The organism is Methanohalobium sp., from assembly GCF_018609725.1.
Classification (GTDB): Archaea; Halobacteriota; Methanosarcinia; order Methanosarcinales; family Methanosarcinaceae; genus Methanohalobium.
Map to the genome: position 1 here is coordinate 1 of NZ_JAHENT010000129.1, position 20,014 is coordinate 20,014.

Sequence of the window (20,014 nt, forward strand, 5' to 3'; positions counted from 1 at the left end):
AAAAGCGATAGGAGTAAGCAATTTTAGAGTAGAACAGATGGAATGTTTTTCTGAGTATGTGGACATTAATACCTGTCAGTCACCCTATAATATATTTGAAAGACAAATTGAGGGAGGGGTTATACCCTACTGTATAAGAAACAATATAACTCTGTTGACCTATCGTTCTCTCTGTCAGGGTATTCTTACTGGAGCACTTGTATATAACACTGATTACAGTAAACATCCGGTTAAAAAAGACGACCCAAAATTCAAATCGCCAAGATATGAGCAGTATTTGGATGCGGTGAAAAATTTAGCTAACTTTATAAAGACTGAACACAATAAATCCATGATAGATCTGGCAATCCAATGGATACTGGATAAAGCCAACACAGTGGCATTGTGGGGGGCTTGGAAACCAGAACATATAGAAGATGTTAATCTGCTCTCCAACTGGAGTGTAGATAAGGAAACAAGGCATAGAATTGAACAAATAGTGAATGAATATATCAACGACCCAGTTGGTCCGGAATTTCTTGAACCACCAAGCAGATGAGTTATATAAATATGATATAATTCAATAGGAGAGTGTCGTAGATGGGAAATAAATGTGAATACTGGGATATATCTCCCTCCAAACCCGTGATTGGTGATACGTTAACCATCTACGGTAAATCCCTGCCCAACGAATCTATAGAACTTTTAACCTCATTTGATAAAAATGTACCAGTGTCATCTGAAGGTGATTATGAATATTACTTAGAAAAGATGAACGTACCAGAAGGTATTATTTATTATACAATAACTGCAGTAGGTGTTAAATATCTCAAACTGGGAGTTAAATTGTTATTCTGGTTTACCCGAAAAAAAGAAGCTTCACACGGTACTGCTGTCTTTTATGATAAGCATATACCTTCTGGTTCATATGATATCAAAATATATGGCAAAGCAAAAGATAGTGTATCCAAAGTCAATATAAATATAAAAGTCCTCCAATCGTTAAAAGCAGATAATCAGGGTAATTTCAGATACGATTATGATACATCCTCACTTCCTGAAGGCAAATTTCTTATCGGTGTGGAAAATACATCCAAAAGGATTGAATTGAAAAATAAAAGTTAATAATCCGGTCTATAATCATTATCAACTTTTTCTTTTGTTCAGGTGTTTGTTAAGTTTAAAACCGACATATGCCAATAAAGCTACAACAACAGCAACTGTAGCAAAAAAGAACAATCCAATAAGGTTAAAATACGCTGTTAAAGGAGATTTTTCAAAAAATTCTGATTTTAGTTCAGGCATTGTCAATATAGCGTTTATAAATTCGCCGATGCTCCATGTTTCTTTATAACCTACAACAAGAACATATTTTCCTTCATTGTCGGGGCTGAACACTTTGATATTATAGGTTCCGTTGCTAACGTTAACTCCCTGTGGATAGCCATCATTATTGCCTTTTTCAAATGTAGATCCTCTAAAATAATAGTCTCCTCCAAATTCTTCGTAATATCGTGTCCAGTTATGTTCAGTACCATTAAGAAGGACATGGAAATCTTTATGTTCGTCTTCATGTTTTCTTGTAATTTTTGCAGAAACATCTTTGTCAATATCCTTTATATCAGGGACTGACAGACTGACATATAATTTATAGGGTTCTTCTGAATCAATTTTGTAATAATGGGGTTTTCCATCAAGTTCCCCATAGAAAGCTTGAGATGTTTCTGGGTTTTTTATTAATGTGGAATCATCAGAAACAATCCGTGGTTGGTGGGCTGTAGATATTGTTATTATTAGAAGAAAAGCTACTATAATAAGAATGATTTTTCTCATAAACACTCCCTTAAGTAAAGGTTGTATATCATTTCCAATAATCTTTATCCCTATCTTCATCTACAGACGGTTGAAGTTTTGTCGGATACGGATGGAATAATCGGTCATCTTTAATCCCTGTATTATCAAATCTGAGAACGTATAATTTAAGAATTTCAAGTAGACCGTGTAATGTTATTAAATTCTGTTTATATTTTTCAAGTACTTGATTGAAATACTCTATTTCACTTTGGGGTACTTTTGATGAAAATTGCGAAAAAATAGTATTTGCTGTTTGCAGATAATATTCAGATATTGGTGGTTTTGAAAACAGTTCCTTAAGATGATATTCGTAGTTATCAAACAATGTTTTTATTGTTATGTCAAAACAATTTTTAATTAGTGATTCCAGTTCGTTATAAATTTTTATATTGTATGTAAGGAATAAATAATGATGTTTCTTATGATATTTAATAAGTTCATCTATAGATTCTTTTGATTTTATTCTTCTAAACTCGGTGAATGCAAAAAGGTTGGTTAGAAAATGATGTCTTATTCTGCCATTTCTCAACCTGTCATTTTCTTCTACAGGATAGCCATTATATCTTTCAAGAATTTTTGCTGCAAAAAATCCACTTCCCTTTTCTATAACAGTTGCGGATTCCATACCAGAATAAACTTTTATATTGCGGTATCCAATTGTTGGCGAACCTGATTTGAATATAAAACCATCAACATCTTGTAACTTACCCAAAAAATCATCTGTGAATTTGTCCATTTCTTCTGTTATATCTCTATTTGTTCTGTGCTGGATCAACCTGTATCTTCCGTTTATTTTCACAATTCTTATCGGGTCTCTGGGAACACCAAGACCAATTTCAACTTCTGGGCAAACTTTAATGTAGTCTACGTAGGGTTCGAGATCTTCTACTATTTGGGAGCTTATTACATGCCCATCATATCTAACATTTTCAAATTCCAGACATCTACTAACAAGCACCTTTGGTCTTGGAAATCCGTCCATAATTACCACCAACAAATTTTAAATTTAGCTATTTTTGAAAAGTTGAAATTATAAAATTACGAATTCTTATATATTTATATTAACTTATAAGCAACTTAAAAATATTGAAACACAATTTCTAAACTTTATTAAGTATATATGATCCATTTTAAAAATTTATAATATTATATATAAAATATTTTATTTATTTGGAAAATCTATATATTATATAATCCCTATATATTCTATACGAAATTATGTTTGCCATGGGGAGTGAAATATAATGAAAATAAGATATTTAGTTGTATTATTAACTATTTCAATGGTTTTAGTTTCAGGATGTGTTCAAACAGAACAACAAACAGAAAAAAATATAGTTGAAACTGCTCAGGATTCAGATTCATTTAATACACTTGTTCAGGCTGTTCAGGAAGCTGAGTTGGCCGAAACTTTAAGTGGTGAAGGTCCTTTCACAGTATTTGCACCAACAGATGAAGCATTTGATAAATTGCCAGAAGGTACTCTTGAAGAATTACTCAATGATAAAGAACAACTGAGGAAAGTGCTAACATATCATGTGGTTTCTGGGGAATACATGGCAAATGAAGTTGTGGAAATGGATAGCATAAAAACAGTTCAAGGTGAAAATTTGTCTATTACTGCTAATGGGGGTGTAATGGTAAATGATGCAAATGTTACACAGACTGATATAGAAAGTAGTAATGGAGTCATCCATGCCATAGATAAAGTTATATTGCCGCCATCAATGACCGAAAATGAAGAAATGAATATTGTAGAAACCGCAATTTCAGAAGGTTCTTTTAATACACTGGTACAGGCGATGCAAGCTGCAGGTTTAGAAAATACTCTTAGGGGTGATGGACCATACACAGTATTTGCACCAACAGATGAAGCATTTGAAAAACTTCCAGAGGGAACTATTGAAAATTTGCTTGCAAACGAAGAACAATTAACAAATGTATTAACCTATCACGTGGTTTCTGGGGAATACATGGCAAATGAAGTTGTGGAAATGGAATCAATTGAAACTCTTCAGGGCAGTACGCTTGAAATAACTACAACATATGGTGAAGTGAATATTGGTAATGCTACCGTTGTGCAAACCGATATAAACTGCAGTAACGGAGTTATTCATGTAATTGATGAGGTTTTAATACCCTAATTAAAGCATGTAAAATTCCGCTATCTAAAAAATAATTTTCAGAAAGGGTATTTCCCTTTCTAACTTTTACTTTGTTTTAACTTCAAATCCTTTAGACCCAACAGTTTTGTTGTAGATATATCCTGCAATCAAACCTATTAGATACCCTGAAACACCATAAAAAACAGGCAGCATAACAATAGACCACTGTCCCAATAAAATTGAAAATATACCTTCTCCGGGTAAATAACCACTAAATGCTGCCATAGTTGTAAACATGCCATAAATGAATCCAGCAGTACCGTTGGCTATAGCAAGTATTTTTGCTAACCCTGAGATGTCGATTTCTTTTATTATAACCATTAATCTTCCCCACTCAAAATTACCATTTTTTAATATGTAATATTATAGTAATTGGTTATAGATATAATTTATTAGTTAGGCTTTTTACAAAACCGGTTATAAACCAGAAATTAATTTATTGTTAACCGTTAAACTATTAATATTCGTTTTCTACTGATTACTTCAACTAAACTTCTCTGATACCCCTATATTGACCCGCAGTATATGAGGAACCCCCATGCAAAACCTTATAGTAAATACTTACAGATATAAAGATCTCCCCAGGAACGCCAGAAGAAACGCTATACAAGAGTATAAAGAAAAACTCCATAAAAATGGGATTGTAGATGGAATAATATTGAACAGGTTAAAACAATCATTGAAAAGGAAAGGTCTTCCAACCAAAGATATTGATTTCTCGATTGGCACACGAAAAGAAGATTTTGTGCATTTTTACGGACCTGTAACAATTAAACAATTTATAGATACATTCAATCAGTCTCTGGATGATTATCCAGAACTGGGTAAACTTGATGATATGGAACAAAATGCGATTTTCCAGATAGAGCCTGTATCCTGTGTATTTTGCGAAAATCAGAACAATATGTTAGTCAGTTACTATTTGCTCAATTCTGAAATTGATGGCAATAAATACCATAGTGAACTTGCTTCACTTTCAAGATTTATACACCAAAAATCTCTTGAGACTGCCATCAGCCTTATAGATGAAGCATATAGGGTGGCATCAGACCAGTATAATGAAAATGTGATAGAAAACGAGTTAATCAAAAGGGATTATGAATTCTTGGAAAATGGTGCCTTTATAAACCCAGCGTTGTTTGACAGAATATCGTATATGGGATAAACCAAAAAAGGGTTGATTTTAATTAACCCTCTTTCTGGTTCCTCATTTTTTCTCTTTTCATCATATCGTGTTCTCTTTTGTTTTTCGGCTCTTCAACATTTTTTTCGCTTAAAAATCCAAGTAGTTTATCTTTAAGTCTCATATTTTTAAGCTCCGTTCCAAACTATTTTTAAAACTTATCTGCTACCCAGATTATTGTTTTGATATATATGTGTTTTCATAACCATACCCACCGCCACCGGGTGTTTCTATTGAAAACACATCATCTTTATAAACCCGGAATTTTGCTTTTCCTCCTATTTCTATAACTGAACTATCCTTGCGGATGACCCTGTTGGTTCCGCATTTACCGGGATTTCCACCATACAGCCCAAATGATGGATATTTTCTGTGGCTTGACAATATGGCGGCATCCATTTCTTCAAGAAAACGTATCTTTCGGATTATTCCATTTCCACCGCTGTATCTGCCACATCCACCGCTGCCTTCCCTTATTGAAAATTCTTCCAGTATTACTGGGTATCGTGATTCCAGTACTTCAGGGTCGGTGATTTTTGAATTTGTCATATGGGTATGAACTGCATCAGTTCCATGAAATCCTGCCCCTGCTCCTGAACCACCACAAATCGTTTCATAATATTGATGGGATTTGTTTCCAAAAGTAAAATTGTTCATTGTTCCCTGTGAAGCAGCCATAACACCCAGAGCTCCAAAAAGAGTATCCACTATGTATTGAGAGGTTTCTACATTACCCGCAACTACAGCTGCTGGGTATACAGGATTTAACATCGAACCTTCAGGAACAATGATATCGATTGGTCTGAGACATCCATCATTTAACGGAATATCTGATTCAATCATTGTTCTAAAAACATAAAGTATAGCTGCTTTACACACAGAAACGGGTGCATTGAAGTTGCTGGACAATTGTGAGGATGTACCTGTAAAATCAATACAGGCATTTTTATACTCATTGTCAATTTTTATCTGGACTTTTATAATACTACCATCATCCAGTTGGTAGGAAAAATTCCCATGATTTAACTTATCAATGACTTTACACACTTCTGATTCAGCATTGTCCTGAACATACTGCATATAAGCTTTAATGGTCTTAGGTGAATACTGGTCTTTCAGCTTTTGCAGTTCCTGAGAACCTTTTTCATTTGCTGCAACTTGGGCATGAATGTCTGAAATGTTTTTTTCTGGGTTTCTTGCAGGATAATCACCCGAATTGAGCCATTTAACCAGTTCATTCTCTTGGAAAATTCCATTATCAACCAATTTTATACCACCGGTAAAAACACCTTCCTCATGGATGTTTTTGCTATCAGGTGGCATTGATCCGGGAGTTATTCCTCCAATGTCTGCATGATGACCTCTTGAGGCAATATAAGAATATATGTTGTTGTAATTATCAAATACAGGTGTAACAACTGTAATATCTGGCAGATGTGTACCCCCATGATAAGGAGAATTGAGCATATATACATCTCCTTTTTTCATATCTGCTCCTTTACTATTTATGAGTGATTTTACACATTCACTCATTGAACCGATATGTACAGGTATATGAGGAGCATTTGCTACAAGATTCCCTTTTTTATCAAAAAGAGCGCAGGAAAAATCTCGGCGTTCTTTTATGTTTACAGAATGCGCAGTATTTTGCAGAGTGTATCCCATCTGTTCAGCAACAGACATAAAGCGGTTGTTGAAAATTTCAAGTATTACAGGGTCAACTTCTGTACCAATAAAATCACCATCAAAACCCTGATGGGTACTTGTAAGAATTATATGGTTTTGTTCAGTAATTTCGGCTTTCCATAACGGTTCTATTACAATGGTTGACGTGTTTTCGATGATTACTGCAGGTCCATCAATTCTACATCCCGGTTTTATATCCTCACGTCTAAATACCGGGGTATCATTATATTTACCATCGTTAAACATTTCTATGTTCCCAGTGGGAACACATTCCCTGTTTTTGCTAATTTTTTGTACCGGTTCTGATTTTATATCGGAAGCACTGATAACCTCCATTGAAACAGCTTCTACAACGACTGTTTTTTCAGGAGACATGAATCCAAAACGTTGTTTGTGTTTTTTATTAAAATTTGAGATTATAGATTCTTTATCCATCCCTTCAACAAAATTAACCATGAGTGTGGTATCTGAACCTTTATACCTCAAATGTATTTTTGAAACTGAACTTATTTTATCCGATGTAATACCCTGCCTTACAAGTCGATTTTTACCTTTTTCTTCAAGTTTTAGAAAGATTTCTTTGATGTTGTTTAATACTTTATTATCGAATTGTTGTTCTACAGCATGTTCCAGTATTTCTCTCTGGTCTGCAAGCCCTATACCATAGGCAGACAGTACTCCTGCATATGGGTGGATAAAGATTTTATTGATACCCAGTTTATCTGCTACTTTGCAGGCATGTTGACCACCTGCACCACCAAAGCAGCATAAAGCATATTCTTTGATGTCATATCCACGTTGGATTGTGATTTTTTTTATAGCATTTGCCATGTTTTCTACAGCCACATCCAGAAACCCTTCTGCTACTTCTTCATGTGTATGATTTTTACCTGTGTAAGACATGATTTTATCAGCCAGTTCATCGAACTTCTCGAAAACCAGTTGATTATCCAGTGGAAGATTTGCATCAGGTCCGAAAACGTGGGGGAAATATTCAGGGTTTATTTTGTTTAGCATCAGATTGCAATCAGTAACCGTAAGGGGGCCACCACGCCGATAACATGCAGGGCCAGGGTCGGAACCTGCAGAGTCAGGACCAACTTTGAAACGTTCACCGTCAAAATGCAGGATAGAACCACCGCCTGCTGCAATAGTATGTATCTGCATCATGGGTGAACGCAGATGAATTCCATCGATTATATTTTCAAAACTTCGCTCATATTCCCCTCTATAATGAGCCACATCAGTAGAAGTACCACCCATATCAAAACTAATAACCTTATCAAAACCAGCCATATTGGATGTAGTTACAGCACCAACAACACCACCAGCAGGACCTGAAAGGATACTGTCCTTGCCCTGAAATGAATCTGCATTTACAAGTCCGCCATTGGACTGCATGAACATCAATCTGGTTTTTTCGGTTTCATCATCTTTTTCATGAGTCCGGTTGTTTTCAAGCATAGATATTATATCGTTTATATATCTTCCAATCACAGGTGACAGATAGGCATCCACTATTGTTGTTTCGGCACGGCTTATCAGTTTTATAAGTGGGCTTGTATCATGGGACATTGATATCTGGGAAAATCCGATTTCTTTTGCAATTTCTGCAACTTTAATTTCATGTGAGGGGTATCGATAGGCATGCATGAAAGCAATGGCAATAGAGTTAAACCCAGAATAATAAGCGGATTTTAATTTTTCACGTACTGATTCAAAATCAGGTGGATTAATCACCTGTCCCTCTGCATTATATCGTTCAGGCACTTCTATTACACAATCGTAAACTTGTTGAGGTTTTTTTATTTCAAGAGCAAATATGTCAGGCCGGTTCTGGTAACCGATACGTAATGTATCTTTAAACCCTTTAGTGATTACAAGAACAGTTTTTTCACCCTTTCTTTCTAAAAGTGCATTGGTTCCTACAGTTGTACCCATTTTAATAACATTGATTTTATCTGCGGGTACAGTTGCATCATTGGAAGAATCAAGGATATCTTTTATTCCCTGTATAGATGCATCATGATATTGTTCAGGATTTGTGGAAAGTAATTTGTGAGTTACCAGATTCCCATCAGGTCTTTTTGCAACTATATCTGTAAACGTACCGCCTCGGTCTATCCAGAATTGCCATTTATCGGATTTCATGATTAATTCAATAATATTGTTTTTGTATATTCATTATCATTTGTAGGATTGAAAATATATTAACCAATTTTGACAATATTTAAATATAATCTCCGTGATATAGGTTATAGGGGAGATTTATGGTATTGCTAGAATTATCAACTATAATTATTGCTTTGATAGCATTAGCAGTGATTTATTTCTTTTTCAAGACGTTTAAATCATTGATAGTAAATGCCATAGTAGGACTGGTTATTTTATTTGGTGCAAATATGTTATTTGGTCTCAGTATTGCATATTCTTGGCTTGTAATTTTGATTAGTGCAATAGGTGGAGCATTGGGTGCATTGCTTATTATAGTCTTGCATGTGCTTGGGATCGCGTTTTAAAATATTAAGTACCAAATTCGATAATGAATTTGCTTCCTTTTTTTCTAAGCAACCCCCTATCTGGTCGACAAGGGTATTTACAAGCCTGAAACCCAGTGAATCGGTATCATGTATATCTATGTCTTCAGGAATCCCTATACCGTTATCAGCTACAATCAATGTATAATTTTCATTGTCAATTTGGTGGAGCATAATTTTTATTTCTCCTGATTCATTTTCAGAAAACGCATATTTTAGTGAATTGGACACAAGCTCGTTGATAAGCATAGCAAGCGGTATTATAGTATCAATATTAAAATAAACATTATCAATATCATCTACATCCAGTGTAATGTTGTTATCACCGTATAATCTGGTAAGATGAGTTAAAAGGTCCTGAATATAATCTTTAAAATTGATATTGTTCAGGTTGCTGGTTTGGTAAAGTTTTTGATGAACAAGTGACATTGAAACAATACGGTTTTGTGTATCTTTAAAGGCTTCAACTACATTTTCATCATCGAATTTTTCAGATTGGAGATTAATAAGACTTGATATAACTTGAAGATTCTTTTTGATTCGATGATGTAACTCCAGCTCCCTCATCCTTTCAGCATTTCTGATTTGTTCTGTCTGTTCTTCTACACGGTTTTCAAGTTCGGTGTTAATTTCTTCCAGTTTATTTGTATATTCTTTTATTTTCTCTTCAGTCCGGACTTTATCGGTGAAGACCTTTCAGACTATACCTTTTGGCAAATTCAAGCAAAAACTTAGGTCTAAATGTGAGTACTACGGTATCAATTATATAGAGGTTGATGAAGCATATACCAGTAAAACCGATGCTCTTGCATTAGAACCCATTATAAAACACTAAAAACATGGGTAAAAGAATCAAAAGAGGATTGTTCCAGTCTTCTACTGGTAAACTGCTTAACGCCGATGTTAATGGAGCATTGAACATATTAAGAAAAGTAGTCGGTAATTCCCTTTTCTTTAAAGGGATAACCGATAGTGGATGTGTGAACCATCCAAAAAGGACTTTGTAAATTGAAAATTTACAAATGTCTTTAAATCTTTGATTTAAAGAGTAAGACTTTTTGGAGTAAACTCTTTCTGAAGCCACTTGGTCTTTAGCCAAGTGGTAGTTCACCTTTCCATCTGTATTGTGAAATACAATCATTTCAGACGTAGAATTAAGGATTACACTTTTTTCTTCTTCTGCTTTTTTTCTTTCTGTAGTATCCCTGGCTATACTGAGAACAGCAGGTTTGTCCCTATAATGGATTAGTGTAGAATTGACTTCTACAGGAATTTTTGTGCCATTATTTATTATATGTACAGATTCAAATTTTAACTGTCCGGTTTCAAGTATCTCATCTGTTTTTTCTTTAACGCCACTGCTGGGATATTTGTAGTCAACATCCTGTGCAGCCATTGAAAGTAATTCTTCTCTGGAATATCCCAGTCTTTTAACAGCAGTCTCGTTAACATCCAAAAAATTTCCTTGAAGGTTTTGCACAAAAATAGCATCGTTCATATTGTTAAAAAGGTAATTAAATTCGTCTGCTGTTTTTCTGAGCTCATCATGTACCTTTTTCCATTCAGTGATATTCTGTGTGACTCCGTATATTTTTAAAGGATTGTTATCATTGTCACTTATTATTCTACCATGTGTTTTGACATTTCTTATTTCACCAGTATCCTTTCTGATAATACGAAATTCAATTTCATAGGATGATGAAATATTGGCTCTGTAGAAACCCTGTTCTGATAAAACTCTCTAATTCTGAAACGATTTAAGAAAAGGAGATCCTTTTTGGTTTTGGACAAAAACCAGAAAAAGGAGCAATTATGAAAAGGAACAACATATACCTTAAATTTATCGATGAAACATTAAAAATTATCAGAGGAACCAGACTACCATTGTATTCGAGTAAATACTCGAAACAGACCTATGACCAGCACCAGCTAATGGTGCTGGTACTGTTTAAAGAGTACATGGTTGCCGATTACAGGAGTTTCACAAAGACTGGAACTTGAAAATGTTCCACACTTTACTACATTACAAAAGTTCGTTAGCAGGATATCCACTTACAAGTTCAACCGGATACTCAATCAAACAGTAAAACTGTTCTACAACCGGGGCGACAGCCCCGGTATAGTAGCAATCGATGCTTCCGATATGACCAGCTGTTATGCAAGCTACTATTATTCATCGAGGACTGATACGTACCGCAAGAATTTCCTGAAAACCTCTATATCCGTGGATACGGATAAAATGATTATATTAGCAGAAAAAATCACTAAAAACCCTGCACATGACGTTAAACATGCAGTACCGCTGCTTAGACAATCACACAGTATTAAAAAACCATTTTACTACGTTATAGATAAAGGGTATGATTCAGAAAGAATCTATGAACTGATAAGAGATGAATTAGACTCCTATGCTGTTATTCCTATAAGAAATAAATCCAGGAAAAAAATCAACGGCAAATACAGGAAATAAATGTACATTGATTTCAGTGAAGTTATCTACTTTGAAAGGAATCTGGTTGAAACTGTGATTTCTGTCATAAAAAGGTTGTTTGGTGAAGAGGTCAAAGCGAGAAAATACAGAAATCAAGTCAAAGAAGTTAAAACAAAACTGATTCTGTACAACATCCACAGGTCTATAGTAAATTATGATGTTTTAATTATCATAAAGGTTTTCTACAGAGCCGAATTATTCAGGCAATCCTGCAATTTATTGTCCATGTATGGGATGTCTTCAGGGTGTACAAGCTGGAGTAATTTATTGTATGTCAAAACTTTGCTATTGTGTCCATGAATTTTACGCCGTTCATTTGAAACAATGATTTTAGTATTTTCTATATCCCACTCCCAGCTATCTACACTTGATAGGTATTCGGCTTCTTTGAAAAGTGTTTTATATTTTTGTAATTCTTTATTCTCGTTTTCAAGTTTTTCAATATACCTCTGTAGCTCATTTGATGATGATTTTTCAGTGCTATCTCACATTATATTCATCCTTAACCAGTATTAACCACCCAATAGTTTGACTTGGGTAAAAAAGTTATGTATAGTGGGATAGTTCTGCAAATTTTAAATGTACAGAATCAGTAATTTCCATGATTGAGAAGGAATTTGATAAAATCAAGGTCTAATCTTGTTTCTTTGCCCATTTTTTCAATAATTTCATCTTCTGACAAACCTTCATTAACCATTTCCCTTAACTTTTTATATATACTATCAGGAACTTCATAATATTCGTTTATATCTTTTCTGTGTCCCCATATATCACCTTCTATGAGTGAAACATCGTGTATATCAAAAAACATTTTCATGGATTTTGAGAGCGTTTTCATGTATGAACTGGGTATTTGAATAGCTTTAATATTTGGATTATTAGATATAGCATTAAATATATCAGTATTTGATGGTCTAAAAGCAAAATGGATATATTCATCGTTTTTATCAATATTTTCAATATCGCTTTTTGTACTTATAACTCTGAACTTCATGTAAATCACTCTGTGGTTTTAATTTAGTTAATTGAGAAAACTTTTAAACTATATTTTAAAATAGTATGGTCAACTATTTAAAAATTTTGTTCATTGCAGAAAATATAAAAATGAACAACAAAACAAATAATTTGAATTTAATATAGTTTTTAATAAATCAAAAGCAGTAAATGATAAAAACAGAACATGGAAATAATATAACTAAAATCATTCAGATATTATATCAACAATCATTATTCTATGTTCACAAATGGTGTATTTTGGATATCATTCAATATTTACTCAGTAGCACATATTTCACAATATTGGTTTTTGTTTACGGGTACTTCTTCTGTTTTGCTATTGAATCCATCCCATAACAAAAGGCGACCAGTTAATAATTTACCGCTTCCTGTTAGATATTTTATAACTTCATTTGCCTGCATAGTACCAATTATTCCTGCAGTTGTTCCAAGAATAGGAAATGTTTTTTTCGGGGGAGTTTTTGAGATGAAACATCGCATGCAGGGAGTTTCTCTGGGAATAATAGTTGTTACCTGTCCATGAAACCCTTCTACTGCACCATGTACCAGTGGAATTTGTTCTTGTACTGCAGCTTCATTGAGTGAAAAACGTGTATGATAATTATCCAGTGCATCCACAACAATATGGGATTTATCAATCAGATTTTTTATGTTGTCAGTAGAGAGCGTCTCATTAAATGTTTCTATATCGATGTTTGGATTAAGGTCATTTAGTTTTCCTTTTGCAGAATCTACCTTTAAAACACCAATATCTTTATGATGATGAAGTATCTGGCGGTTCAGGTTACTCAATGCTACAGTGTCATGGTCTATAATTCTGATTTTACCTACTCCTGCAGAAGCAAGGTATATAGCTATTGGAGAACCAAGACCTCCAGAACCAGTTATGGTAACAGACGAATTTTTTAATTTCTCCTGTCCCTCCTCACCGAACATCATGATCTGCCGGCTGTAGAGATTTTGCTCATTTTCTGATATCATTCATTATAACTCTCCTTTTAATCATTCAATCACATAGGGATAACTGTTTTTCGTAATTGATAAAACCATTTTCATAACTAAAAAGTAGTGGGTATACTTTCACCCCTTTTTCAATAGCATATTTATAAATTTTGTAAAATTCTGGATCGATTCTCATATTTGCGGTAAAGCATTCAGCATCAGGTCTGAATACAAGTATTATAATTGCACCAGAATATCCATTTTCAACCGCTTTTATCAACTCATTTACATGCTTTCTTCCACGGGAGGTAGGAGCATCTGGAAATAATGCTTTACCATTATTCTGAAGAGTGCATCCTTTGATTTCTATCCATGTTAGTGAGTCATTTTGTTTTACAAGAAAATCCAGTCGACTCTTTCCAAATTTTTGTTCAGGTGTTATACTATCCACATTATCAAGGGGGCTGATGTTTCCATTTTCAATAACCAGTTCTGCTATTTGTTTGTGATATATAGAATTTATCAGAATCCATTTTTTATCCGCTTTTCCTGCAACCATTTCCCAGCCGGTTTTTCGTTTCTAACCTCCTGCTTTTTTTAGAAGAACTTTGTTCCCGGGGTATAGTATATCTTCCAGCCTTCCCGGGTCTTTTATGTGTACTTTTTCATTTTTGATTGGCTCTGGGCTTGTTATGTCAACTATACCGAGAAATCTGTTTTCTCTGGATACAAAAATTCCTTCTGAATCCCATGATATCTGAAGAACTGGTGTATTATCCACTTATTGCACCCCGATATAATAAAAAAGTAAGATCTGTTTTACTGTAACAGGTTATCAGGTCTGTCCTGAAGTGTAACGTTGACTGTTTTTATATTTTCATTTCTGTAGATTTTAAGTTTTATTCTGTCACCGGGTGATTTTGTATCCAGATATGTTATCAACTGGTCGCTATTTCTGATTTCTCTGTTGTCCATTCCCAGTATTATATCACCATTGGCCCATGTAGGTTCACCGTTAACAACAATTTGTTCACCCGGTTCCAATCCGGCTTTTTCGGCTGGACCACCATCAATCACCCTTACAATCATCACTCCTTCTGATACAGTATCGTTCAGGTTCATATAATTGGCAGCATTGTAACTTACCGGAACCATACTGATGCCTATCCATGCGTGTTCATATTCACCTTTTTCTATAATGGAATCTGCAACTTTTCTGGCTTTATTTGCAGGAATGGCAAAACCGACATTATCGCCACTTTTAGCCCGGTTTACACCTATAATTTGGCCAGAAAGATCAAGGAGAGGACCTCCGGAATTTCCGGGATTTAGTGGAGCATCGGTCTGGATTACATTAGGTATAGAAAACCCTTCTTCAGTTGGCAGTACTCTTCCGGTAGCACTTACAATACCGTGGGTTATACTGCCTTCAAGACCAAACGGATTACCAATCGCCATGACAAATTCTCCGGATTTGATATTGGATGAGTTCCCAAGTTTTAGTGGAGACGGTGAATAATTCTCTTCTTCAGGGATATTATCCACTCTTAAAACAGCGATATCTGAGTATTTATCTGACCCCACTATATTTGCTCTTTGTGTTGCTCCGTTTGAAAAAACAACTTCTACATTTTCTGCTCCATCGACTACATGCTGATTTGTTATTACATGCCTGTTAGAATCATAAATAAATCCTGAACCCTGACCTGATATTCGGCTACCAAGACCGCTTTCCCTTATTTTTATGGATACTACTGAATCTGAAACCTGATTATATAATTCCTTATAGGCTTCTGAGTAATTAATTGTTTTATTGATATTTATATGAACATTTTCTTGCGTTTGGTTTTGATTTTGGTTTTCATCCGGATTCAATGAAAGTGCCAGTGAAACACCACCAACCAGCAAACCTGCTATGAAAAAAACAGTTGCTACAATAAGTATCCGGCTTCTTACATTATGCTCGTTATTATCCACCATTAAGTTTTAATTACGCTATTGATAAATTTATAATTTATGAGATATGGTAGCATTATTTAGTAGGAGGTAAATTTATGTAACTCTTTTACATTTGTTTCAATAAATATTGAAACAATAATGAGGTGATAATTGATGAAAATTGAAGTACTGGGAGCAAGCGGATGTTCAACCTGTTCCAAATTAAAAGAAAATATTGAAGGAATAGTATCTGAAATGGGAAAATCGAGTGAAGTTGAAATTGTAAAGATTGAAGACCCTGTAGAAATTGCTAAAAGAGGAATCATGAAAACACCGGTAGTAGTAGCAGATGGTGAAGTTAAATTCAAAGGCAGAGTACCTTCAGATGATGAAATTAAAGAAATGCTGGAGTAAATATATTCCATTTAAACTCTAATTTTTTTACAGTTTAATAGTAATAACTTCAATAAAGTAATTCTTATTCCATTTTTAATATACGGATAAATTGAAGTAGATGAAATTTACCTATACACTTTTCAGATTTGCTTTTTTGCAAATTTAATTTTCTGTAATCATAATAATTGATGAATCAGGTAGCCTGGTGATAAAGTGGTGGATAAAGGTTTTTCCAGTTATAAAGATTACAAAGATAAATATACGAGACTGGTAGAGCTTGAAAGAGAAGAGGAGATGAGGAGACATCTTGATGAAATAAAGAACCTGCATCCAAAAGAAAGAGAATTCCGTGGAAGAGCTATTCTTAATATGAGGGGTAGAGATCAAGGAAAAGGACTTGGTGGTAGACACATTATAAAATTTGTAAGGGTTAAAGGCGGCCAATTGCCTGACACAGAAATTTCTATTGGCGACCAAGTAATGATAAGCAAAAACAAACCTCTTGATCCCAATAATCCGGAAGCTACGGTGATAGAAAAAACCAATTATTCCATTTCTGTATCATTTAATAGTAAACCTCCTAAAATGGTGTATGGTAAAGGCTTAAGGATCGACCTTTATGTTAATGATATAACATTCCAAAGGATGTTGGAATCCATAGAATACTTTGAAAATGAAAAATCCCGTATTCAGGACATATTGATTGGAAATGCAAGTCCTATATTTAATGAAATAACAGAGCCACAAATCCATAATAACAATTTAAATTCATCTCAAATCAGTGCTGTTAAAAAATCACTTGAAGCAAAAGACCTTTTTTTAGTACATGGTCCACCAGGAACCGGTAAGACCACCACACTAATAGAAGTTATTGAACAGCATATTGATAGGGGTCATAAGGTTCTTGCAACAGGTGATTCAAATGTGGCAGTGGATAATCTGGTAGATTTTTTGACCAGTAAAAACAGGAAAGTGGTAAGAGCGGGACATCCGGCACGTGTTACAGAAACATTGAGACAGCATACACTGGATTTCCTTGTTGAAGATAAGGAAAAATACCAGAAAGCTCAGGAATTGAGGACAAAAGCTAATAAACTTAATGAAAAACAGAAAGATTATCCCTGTTCAACCGGTAGGTGGAGAAGAGGTCTTTCAAATGATGCGATAAAAGACCTTGCAAAAAAAGGCAATGGTTCAAGGGGTATTCCTCCCAAAAAAATGAAGCAAATTGCCAAATGGATTGAATTACAGGAACAGATAAATTTAATTATTGAAAAGGCGAAAAAATTTGAAAATGAAGCAGTGGATGAGTTGATTCAGGAAACTGATGTAGTTTGTACAACCAATTCTACTGCAGGAAGTGATTTACTGGAAAATGAAGATTTCGATGTTGTGGTTATAGATGAAGCGACCCAGTCCACAGAACCGTCCTGTCTGATACCCATGAAACATGGTCATAAGGTAATACTTGCTGGAGACCATAAACAGCTCCCTCCAACAATATTAAATCAGGAAGCAAAAAAGAATGGCCTGGAAGAGACTCTTTTTGAACGGATGCTTGAGGTTCACGGTACACAGATAAAACAAATGCTTAATATCCAGTACCGGATGAATACTGAAATTATGAGTTTTCCAAATACACATTTTTATGGAGGAGATTTGAAAGCTGCAGACGAAGTTAAAAACCATAAGCTTAAACCTTCTGTTTTTAAGGAATCAACCGATGAATTGATAAAAAATATCTGTGATTTTAAAAAAGGCATTACTTTTGTAGACACCAAGGGTAATTTCAGAGAAAACACACCCAAAAGTTCTACTTCAAAAGAAAACCCGGAAGAAGCAAAAATTGTGAAAAATATTGTTGACAGAATACTGGACAAAGGAATTAATCCTGAAAACATAGGGATAATATCACCCTACGATGCCCAGATTGACCTTCTTAAAAACAAAATTGATGTTAGTGGACTTGAGGTTAAAACAGTTGATGGTTTCCAGGGCAGAGAAAAAGATGCTATTATTCTGTCACTGGTAAGATCAAACCAAAACAGGGATATCGGATTTTTAACGGATTTTAGAAGATTGAATGTATCCCTTACAAGAGCCAGAAAGAAGTTGATAATAATCGGTGATGGAGATACACTCGGAATCGATAGAACCTACAATGAACTCATGAATTATATAGCAGAAAACGGAAATTATTTAAACATTTCAATTTGAGTTCATGAATAAAAATTAGTAAGGATAGTAGTGAACTATCCGTTTAATCATTTCTTTTGTTCTCTTCTTAAAAAAAGTAGAACCGCAATACCGAGAACACCAATTAGCAAGACTGGATTTGCAGTTGGGACTCCTGTCCAGTGGTCATATCCAAAGCAATGGCTGTAGTCACTGTCTGTAACAGTCATACTTCAGAAAGTTTTACCTGTAACAGTAGCCATGTTAGAATACTGACCCTGTTTTTCAGTACCGGTTTTTGTAATTTCTACCGATTCACCGGGCATAGGAGTGGTTTCTGGACAATCAATCTCACCCTCTTTGTTGTCTATTAATGTGATGTTGTAGAGTTTAACATTACCATTGTTGGTGATGTTATAGGTCCATGTGACATTTGTACCAATCTGTACAGAAGGACCTTTTGGTTTGTCGGCATCAAAACCATTGGTGTATTTTCAATGGTTATATTGGCGCATTCTTCTGTGTATGGTTCATAGCTCACATTACTTGATGCTTCAGCACCGTTAGTACCGTCTGGGCCCTGACTTGAATTCCAGTAATTGTATCTGGCATCCAGTGTATCACTCTGGTTTTTATTCAACGCTCCAATTGGTGTTTCTATAAAGCAGTTATAATTTGCAACCAATTAACCGGGATAAGTCGCTTCCTCTATACCAATAGCCACTCCTCTGTATGTAGAGGCTGTTATATTCTTCAAAATGTTATGCTTAACATCTACGTTCTTTGGAATTACTTCTTCCAGACTTGATTGGGTTGATGTGATTCCATAAATCCAAGTACCCCTTACATCCTGTATTTTATTGGATAGTATCGTAATGTTGTTAACATTTGCTTGAAGTTTAATACCATTTGCTCCATAGTCAGATTTTTTAATGTTTTTAATTATGTTCTCTTTGATAAGCACACCATTAATCTGGTCTCCATTATCATAGGATTTTACATGGATACCCTCAGCAACTACTTCAGGGGATGTAGAGTTGATACCATCAATTACATTTGAACATACTTTAATAACTTTGTCTGGGTCATCGGTGTATCCAGCAGAGTCACCGATAAAGACCCCTTCGATTTCTCTAATGTTACCGGTATTGGTAATCTTGAAGTTTTTGACAGTAACACCATCTACTTTTATATTGAATGAACCTTCAAGAACAGTTGGTTTTTCACAGTGTGTGCCTTCTTCACCGGTTATGGTAACATCTTCTGTTACAGACACATTTTCAGTGTGTGTTCCAGCTTTTGCCAGTATTGTATCTTCTTCACCTGCATCATTAACAGCAGCCTGAATAGATGGATATCCACCTCCAAGATTGGTAATTTCTACCGGTGCAAAACTTTCTCCATCTGGACAGGGTGCAGTCAACCATGGTGTAAATTCGACATTGCCGTTTACCTTGTCACCCTGCATAGATTTGTTGTAGGTTTTAAACTCACGTTCTGGTCCTGCTGCAGAGTTCCACCAGTTACCGGTAGCATTGATTGTATCTGATTCATCATAGTTGACAATCGCAGTTGGGTTTCCGGAGAGATTGTTACAGTAGGCTTCCAGATTATCACCGCCTACATCATCTGAATCGGAATATCCCATCCT

At 34.9% G+C, this 20,014-nt stretch carries 19 protein-coding genes and 4 pseudogenes; 9 read left to right on the forward strand and 14 right to left on the reverse strand.

Going from position 1 to position 20,014, the window contains the following annotated elements:
* Nucleotides 1-538 (forward strand): aldo/keto reductase (locus tag QZ276_RS08550; RefSeq protein WP_292487129.1); only part of this gene is annotated, 538 nt, incomplete at its 5' end.
* A 41-nt stretch (nucleotides 539-579) separates the two neighbouring features.
* Nucleotides 580-1,104 carry a hypothetical protein gene (locus tag QZ276_RS08555; RefSeq protein WP_292487131.1) on the forward strand — a complete coding sequence of 175 codons (525 nt, stop codon included), beginning with the start codon at nucleotides 580-582 and terminating at the stop codon, nucleotides 1,102-1,104.
* Nucleotides 1,105-1,125: 21 nt separating this feature from the next.
* Here the strand turns inward: QZ276_RS08555 and QZ276_RS08560 are convergent, their stop codons facing one another.
* Entirely contained in the window at nucleotides 1,126-1,812 is a 687-nt protein-coding gene (locus tag QZ276_RS08560) for a hypothetical protein (protein ID WP_292487132.1), read from the reverse strand.
* A 28-nt stretch (nucleotides 1,813-1,840) separates the two neighbouring features.
* Nucleotides 1,841-2,815 (reverse strand): DUF523 and DUF1722 domain-containing protein, encoded by a 975-nt coding sequence (locus QZ276_RS08565; protein ID WP_292487134.1) that lies wholly within the window; start codon nucleotides 2,813-2,815, stop codon nucleotides 1,841-1,843.
* 262 nt (nucleotides 2,816-3,077) lie between these two features.
* Between QZ276_RS08565 and QZ276_RS08570 the strand changes: the two genes are divergently transcribed.
* Complete coding sequence (locus QZ276_RS08570) at nucleotides 3,078-3,977, forward strand: fasciclin domain-containing protein (RefSeq protein WP_292487136.1); 900 nt, start codon at nucleotides 3,078-3,080, stop codon at nucleotides 3,975-3,977.
* 66 nt (nucleotides 3,978-4,043) lie between these two features.
* On the opposite strand, the gene QZ276_RS08575 is transcribed toward QZ276_RS08570, so the two are convergent.
* Nucleotides 4,044-4,319, reverse strand: coding sequence for a hypothetical protein (locus tag QZ276_RS08575; protein WP_013194434.1), 276 nt, complete (start codon nucleotides 4,317-4,319; stop codon nucleotides 4,044-4,046).
* A gap of 217 nt (nucleotides 4,320-4,536) precedes the next feature.
* Here QZ276_RS08575 and QZ276_RS08580 point away from each other — a divergent pair, with 217 nt between their 5' ends.
* Nucleotides 4,537-5,163 carry a hypothetical protein gene (locus tag QZ276_RS08580; protein WP_292487138.1) on the forward strand — a complete coding sequence of 209 codons (627 nt, stop codon included), beginning with the start codon at nucleotides 4,537-4,539 and terminating at the stop codon, nucleotides 5,161-5,163.
* A gap of 192 nt (nucleotides 5,164-5,355) precedes the next feature.
* On the opposite strand, the gene QZ276_RS08585 is transcribed toward QZ276_RS08580, so the two are convergent.
* A complete protein-coding gene (locus tag QZ276_RS08585; RefSeq protein ID WP_292487140.1) occupies nucleotides 5,356-9,018 on the reverse strand; it encodes a hydantoinase B/oxoprolinase family protein in 3,663 nt (1,220 codons plus the stop codon).
* Nucleotides 9,019-9,137: 119 nt separating this feature from the next.
* Between QZ276_RS08585 and QZ276_RS08590 the strand changes: the two genes are divergently transcribed.
* A complete protein-coding gene (locus tag QZ276_RS08590) occupies nucleotides 9,138-9,386 on the forward strand; it encodes a pro-sigmaK processing inhibitor BofA family protein (protein ID WP_292487141.1) in 249 nt (82 codons plus the stop codon).
* On the opposite strand, the gene QZ276_RS08595 is transcribed toward QZ276_RS08590, so the two are convergent.
* Nucleotides 9,273-9,971: a sensor histidine kinase gene (locus QZ276_RS08595; protein ID WP_292487143.1), complete on the reverse strand. Its 699-nt coding sequence runs from the start codon at nucleotides 9,969-9,971 to the stop codon at nucleotides 9,273-9,275. The genes QZ276_RS08590 and QZ276_RS08595 overlap by 114 nt on opposite strands.
* A gap of 121 nt (nucleotides 9,972-10,092) precedes the next feature.
* Here QZ276_RS08595 and QZ276_RS08600 point away from each other — a divergent pair.
* Nucleotides 10,093-10,411 (forward strand): annotated as a pseudogene (locus tag QZ276_RS08600) (zinc ribbon domain-containing protein); the annotation flags it as partial.
* A gap of 176 nt (nucleotides 10,412-10,587) precedes the next feature.
* Here the strand turns inward: QZ276_RS08600 and QZ276_RS08605 are convergent.
* Nucleotides 10,588-11,109: pseudogene (locus QZ276_RS08605) on the reverse strand (PAS domain-containing protein); the annotation flags it as partial.
* A 107-nt stretch (nucleotides 11,110-11,216) separates the two neighbouring features.
* Between QZ276_RS08605 and QZ276_RS08610 the strand changes: the two are divergent.
* Nucleotides 11,217-12,075: pseudogene (locus QZ276_RS08610) on the forward strand (IS5 family transposase); the annotation flags it as partial.
* A gap of 409 nt (nucleotides 12,076-12,484) precedes the next feature.
* On the opposite strand, the gene QZ276_RS08615 reads toward QZ276_RS08610, so the two are convergent.
* From QZ276_RS08615 to QZ276_RS08635, 5 genes and pseudogenes are all read right to left on the reverse strand, one after another.
* Nucleotides 12,485-12,889 carry a DUF1699 family protein gene (locus QZ276_RS08615; RefSeq protein WP_292487145.1) on the reverse strand — a complete coding sequence of 135 codons (405 nt, stop codon included), beginning with the start codon at nucleotides 12,887-12,889 and terminating at the stop codon, nucleotides 12,485-12,487.
* A gap of 278 nt (nucleotides 12,890-13,167) precedes the next feature.
* Nucleotides 13,168-13,893: a HesA/MoeB/ThiF family protein gene (locus QZ276_RS08620; RefSeq protein WP_292487147.1), complete on the reverse strand. Its 726-nt coding sequence runs from the start codon at nucleotides 13,891-13,893 to the stop codon at nucleotides 13,168-13,170.
* A 25-nt stretch (nucleotides 13,894-13,918) separates the two neighbouring features.
* Nucleotides 13,919-14,422: pseudogene (sfsA, locus tag QZ276_RS08625) on the reverse strand (DNA/RNA nuclease SfsA); the annotation flags it as partial.
* A 12-nt stretch (nucleotides 14,423-14,434) separates the two neighbouring features.
* Nucleotides 14,435-14,635 (reverse strand): hypothetical protein, encoded by a 201-nt coding sequence (locus tag QZ276_RS08630; RefSeq protein WP_292487149.1) that lies wholly within the window; start codon nucleotides 14,633-14,635, stop codon nucleotides 14,435-14,437.
* 38 nt (nucleotides 14,636-14,673) lie between these two features.
* On the reverse strand, nucleotides 14,674-15,834 hold the full coding sequence (locus QZ276_RS08635) for a S1C family serine protease (protein ID WP_292487151.1): 1,161 nt from the start codon (nucleotides 15,832-15,834) through the stop codon (nucleotides 14,674-14,676).
* A 132-nt stretch (nucleotides 15,835-15,966) separates the two neighbouring features.
* Between QZ276_RS08635 and QZ276_RS08640 the strand changes: the two genes are divergently transcribed.
* Both QZ276_RS08640 and QZ276_RS08645 read left to right on the forward strand, forming a co-directional pair.
* Nucleotides 15,967-16,206, forward strand: coding sequence for a thioredoxin family protein (locus tag QZ276_RS08640; RefSeq protein WP_292487153.1), 240 nt, complete (start codon nucleotides 15,967-15,969; stop codon nucleotides 16,204-16,206).
* 198 nt (nucleotides 16,207-16,404) lie between these two features.
* Nucleotides 16,405-18,405, forward strand: a complete 2,001-nt coding sequence (locus tag QZ276_RS08645; protein ID WP_292487155.1) for an IGHMBP2 family helicase — start codon at nucleotides 16,405-16,407, stop codon at nucleotides 18,403-18,405.
* Between the two features lie 47 nt (nucleotides 18,406-18,452).
* Here QZ276_RS08645 and QZ276_RS08650 read toward each other — a convergent pair whose 3' ends face one another.
* The 3 genes from QZ276_RS08650 to QZ276_RS08660 form a co-directional block, all read right to left on the reverse strand.
* Nucleotides 18,453-18,593 (reverse strand): VPXXXP-CTERM sorting domain-containing protein, encoded by a 141-nt coding sequence (locus QZ276_RS08650; RefSeq protein WP_292487157.1) that lies wholly within the window; start codon nucleotides 18,591-18,593, stop codon nucleotides 18,453-18,455.
* Between the two features lie 140 nt (nucleotides 18,594-18,733).
* A complete protein-coding gene (locus QZ276_RS08655; RefSeq protein ID WP_292487159.1) occupies nucleotides 18,734-19,003 on the reverse strand; it encodes a hypothetical protein in 270 nt (89 codons plus the stop codon).
* Between the two features lie 45 nt (nucleotides 19,004-19,048).
* Nucleotides 19,049-20,011: a hypothetical protein gene (locus QZ276_RS08660; RefSeq protein ID WP_292487161.1), complete on the reverse strand. Its 963-nt coding sequence runs from the start codon at nucleotides 20,009-20,011 to the stop codon at nucleotides 19,049-19,051.
* Nucleotides 20,012-20,014 lie beyond the last annotated feature (3 nt).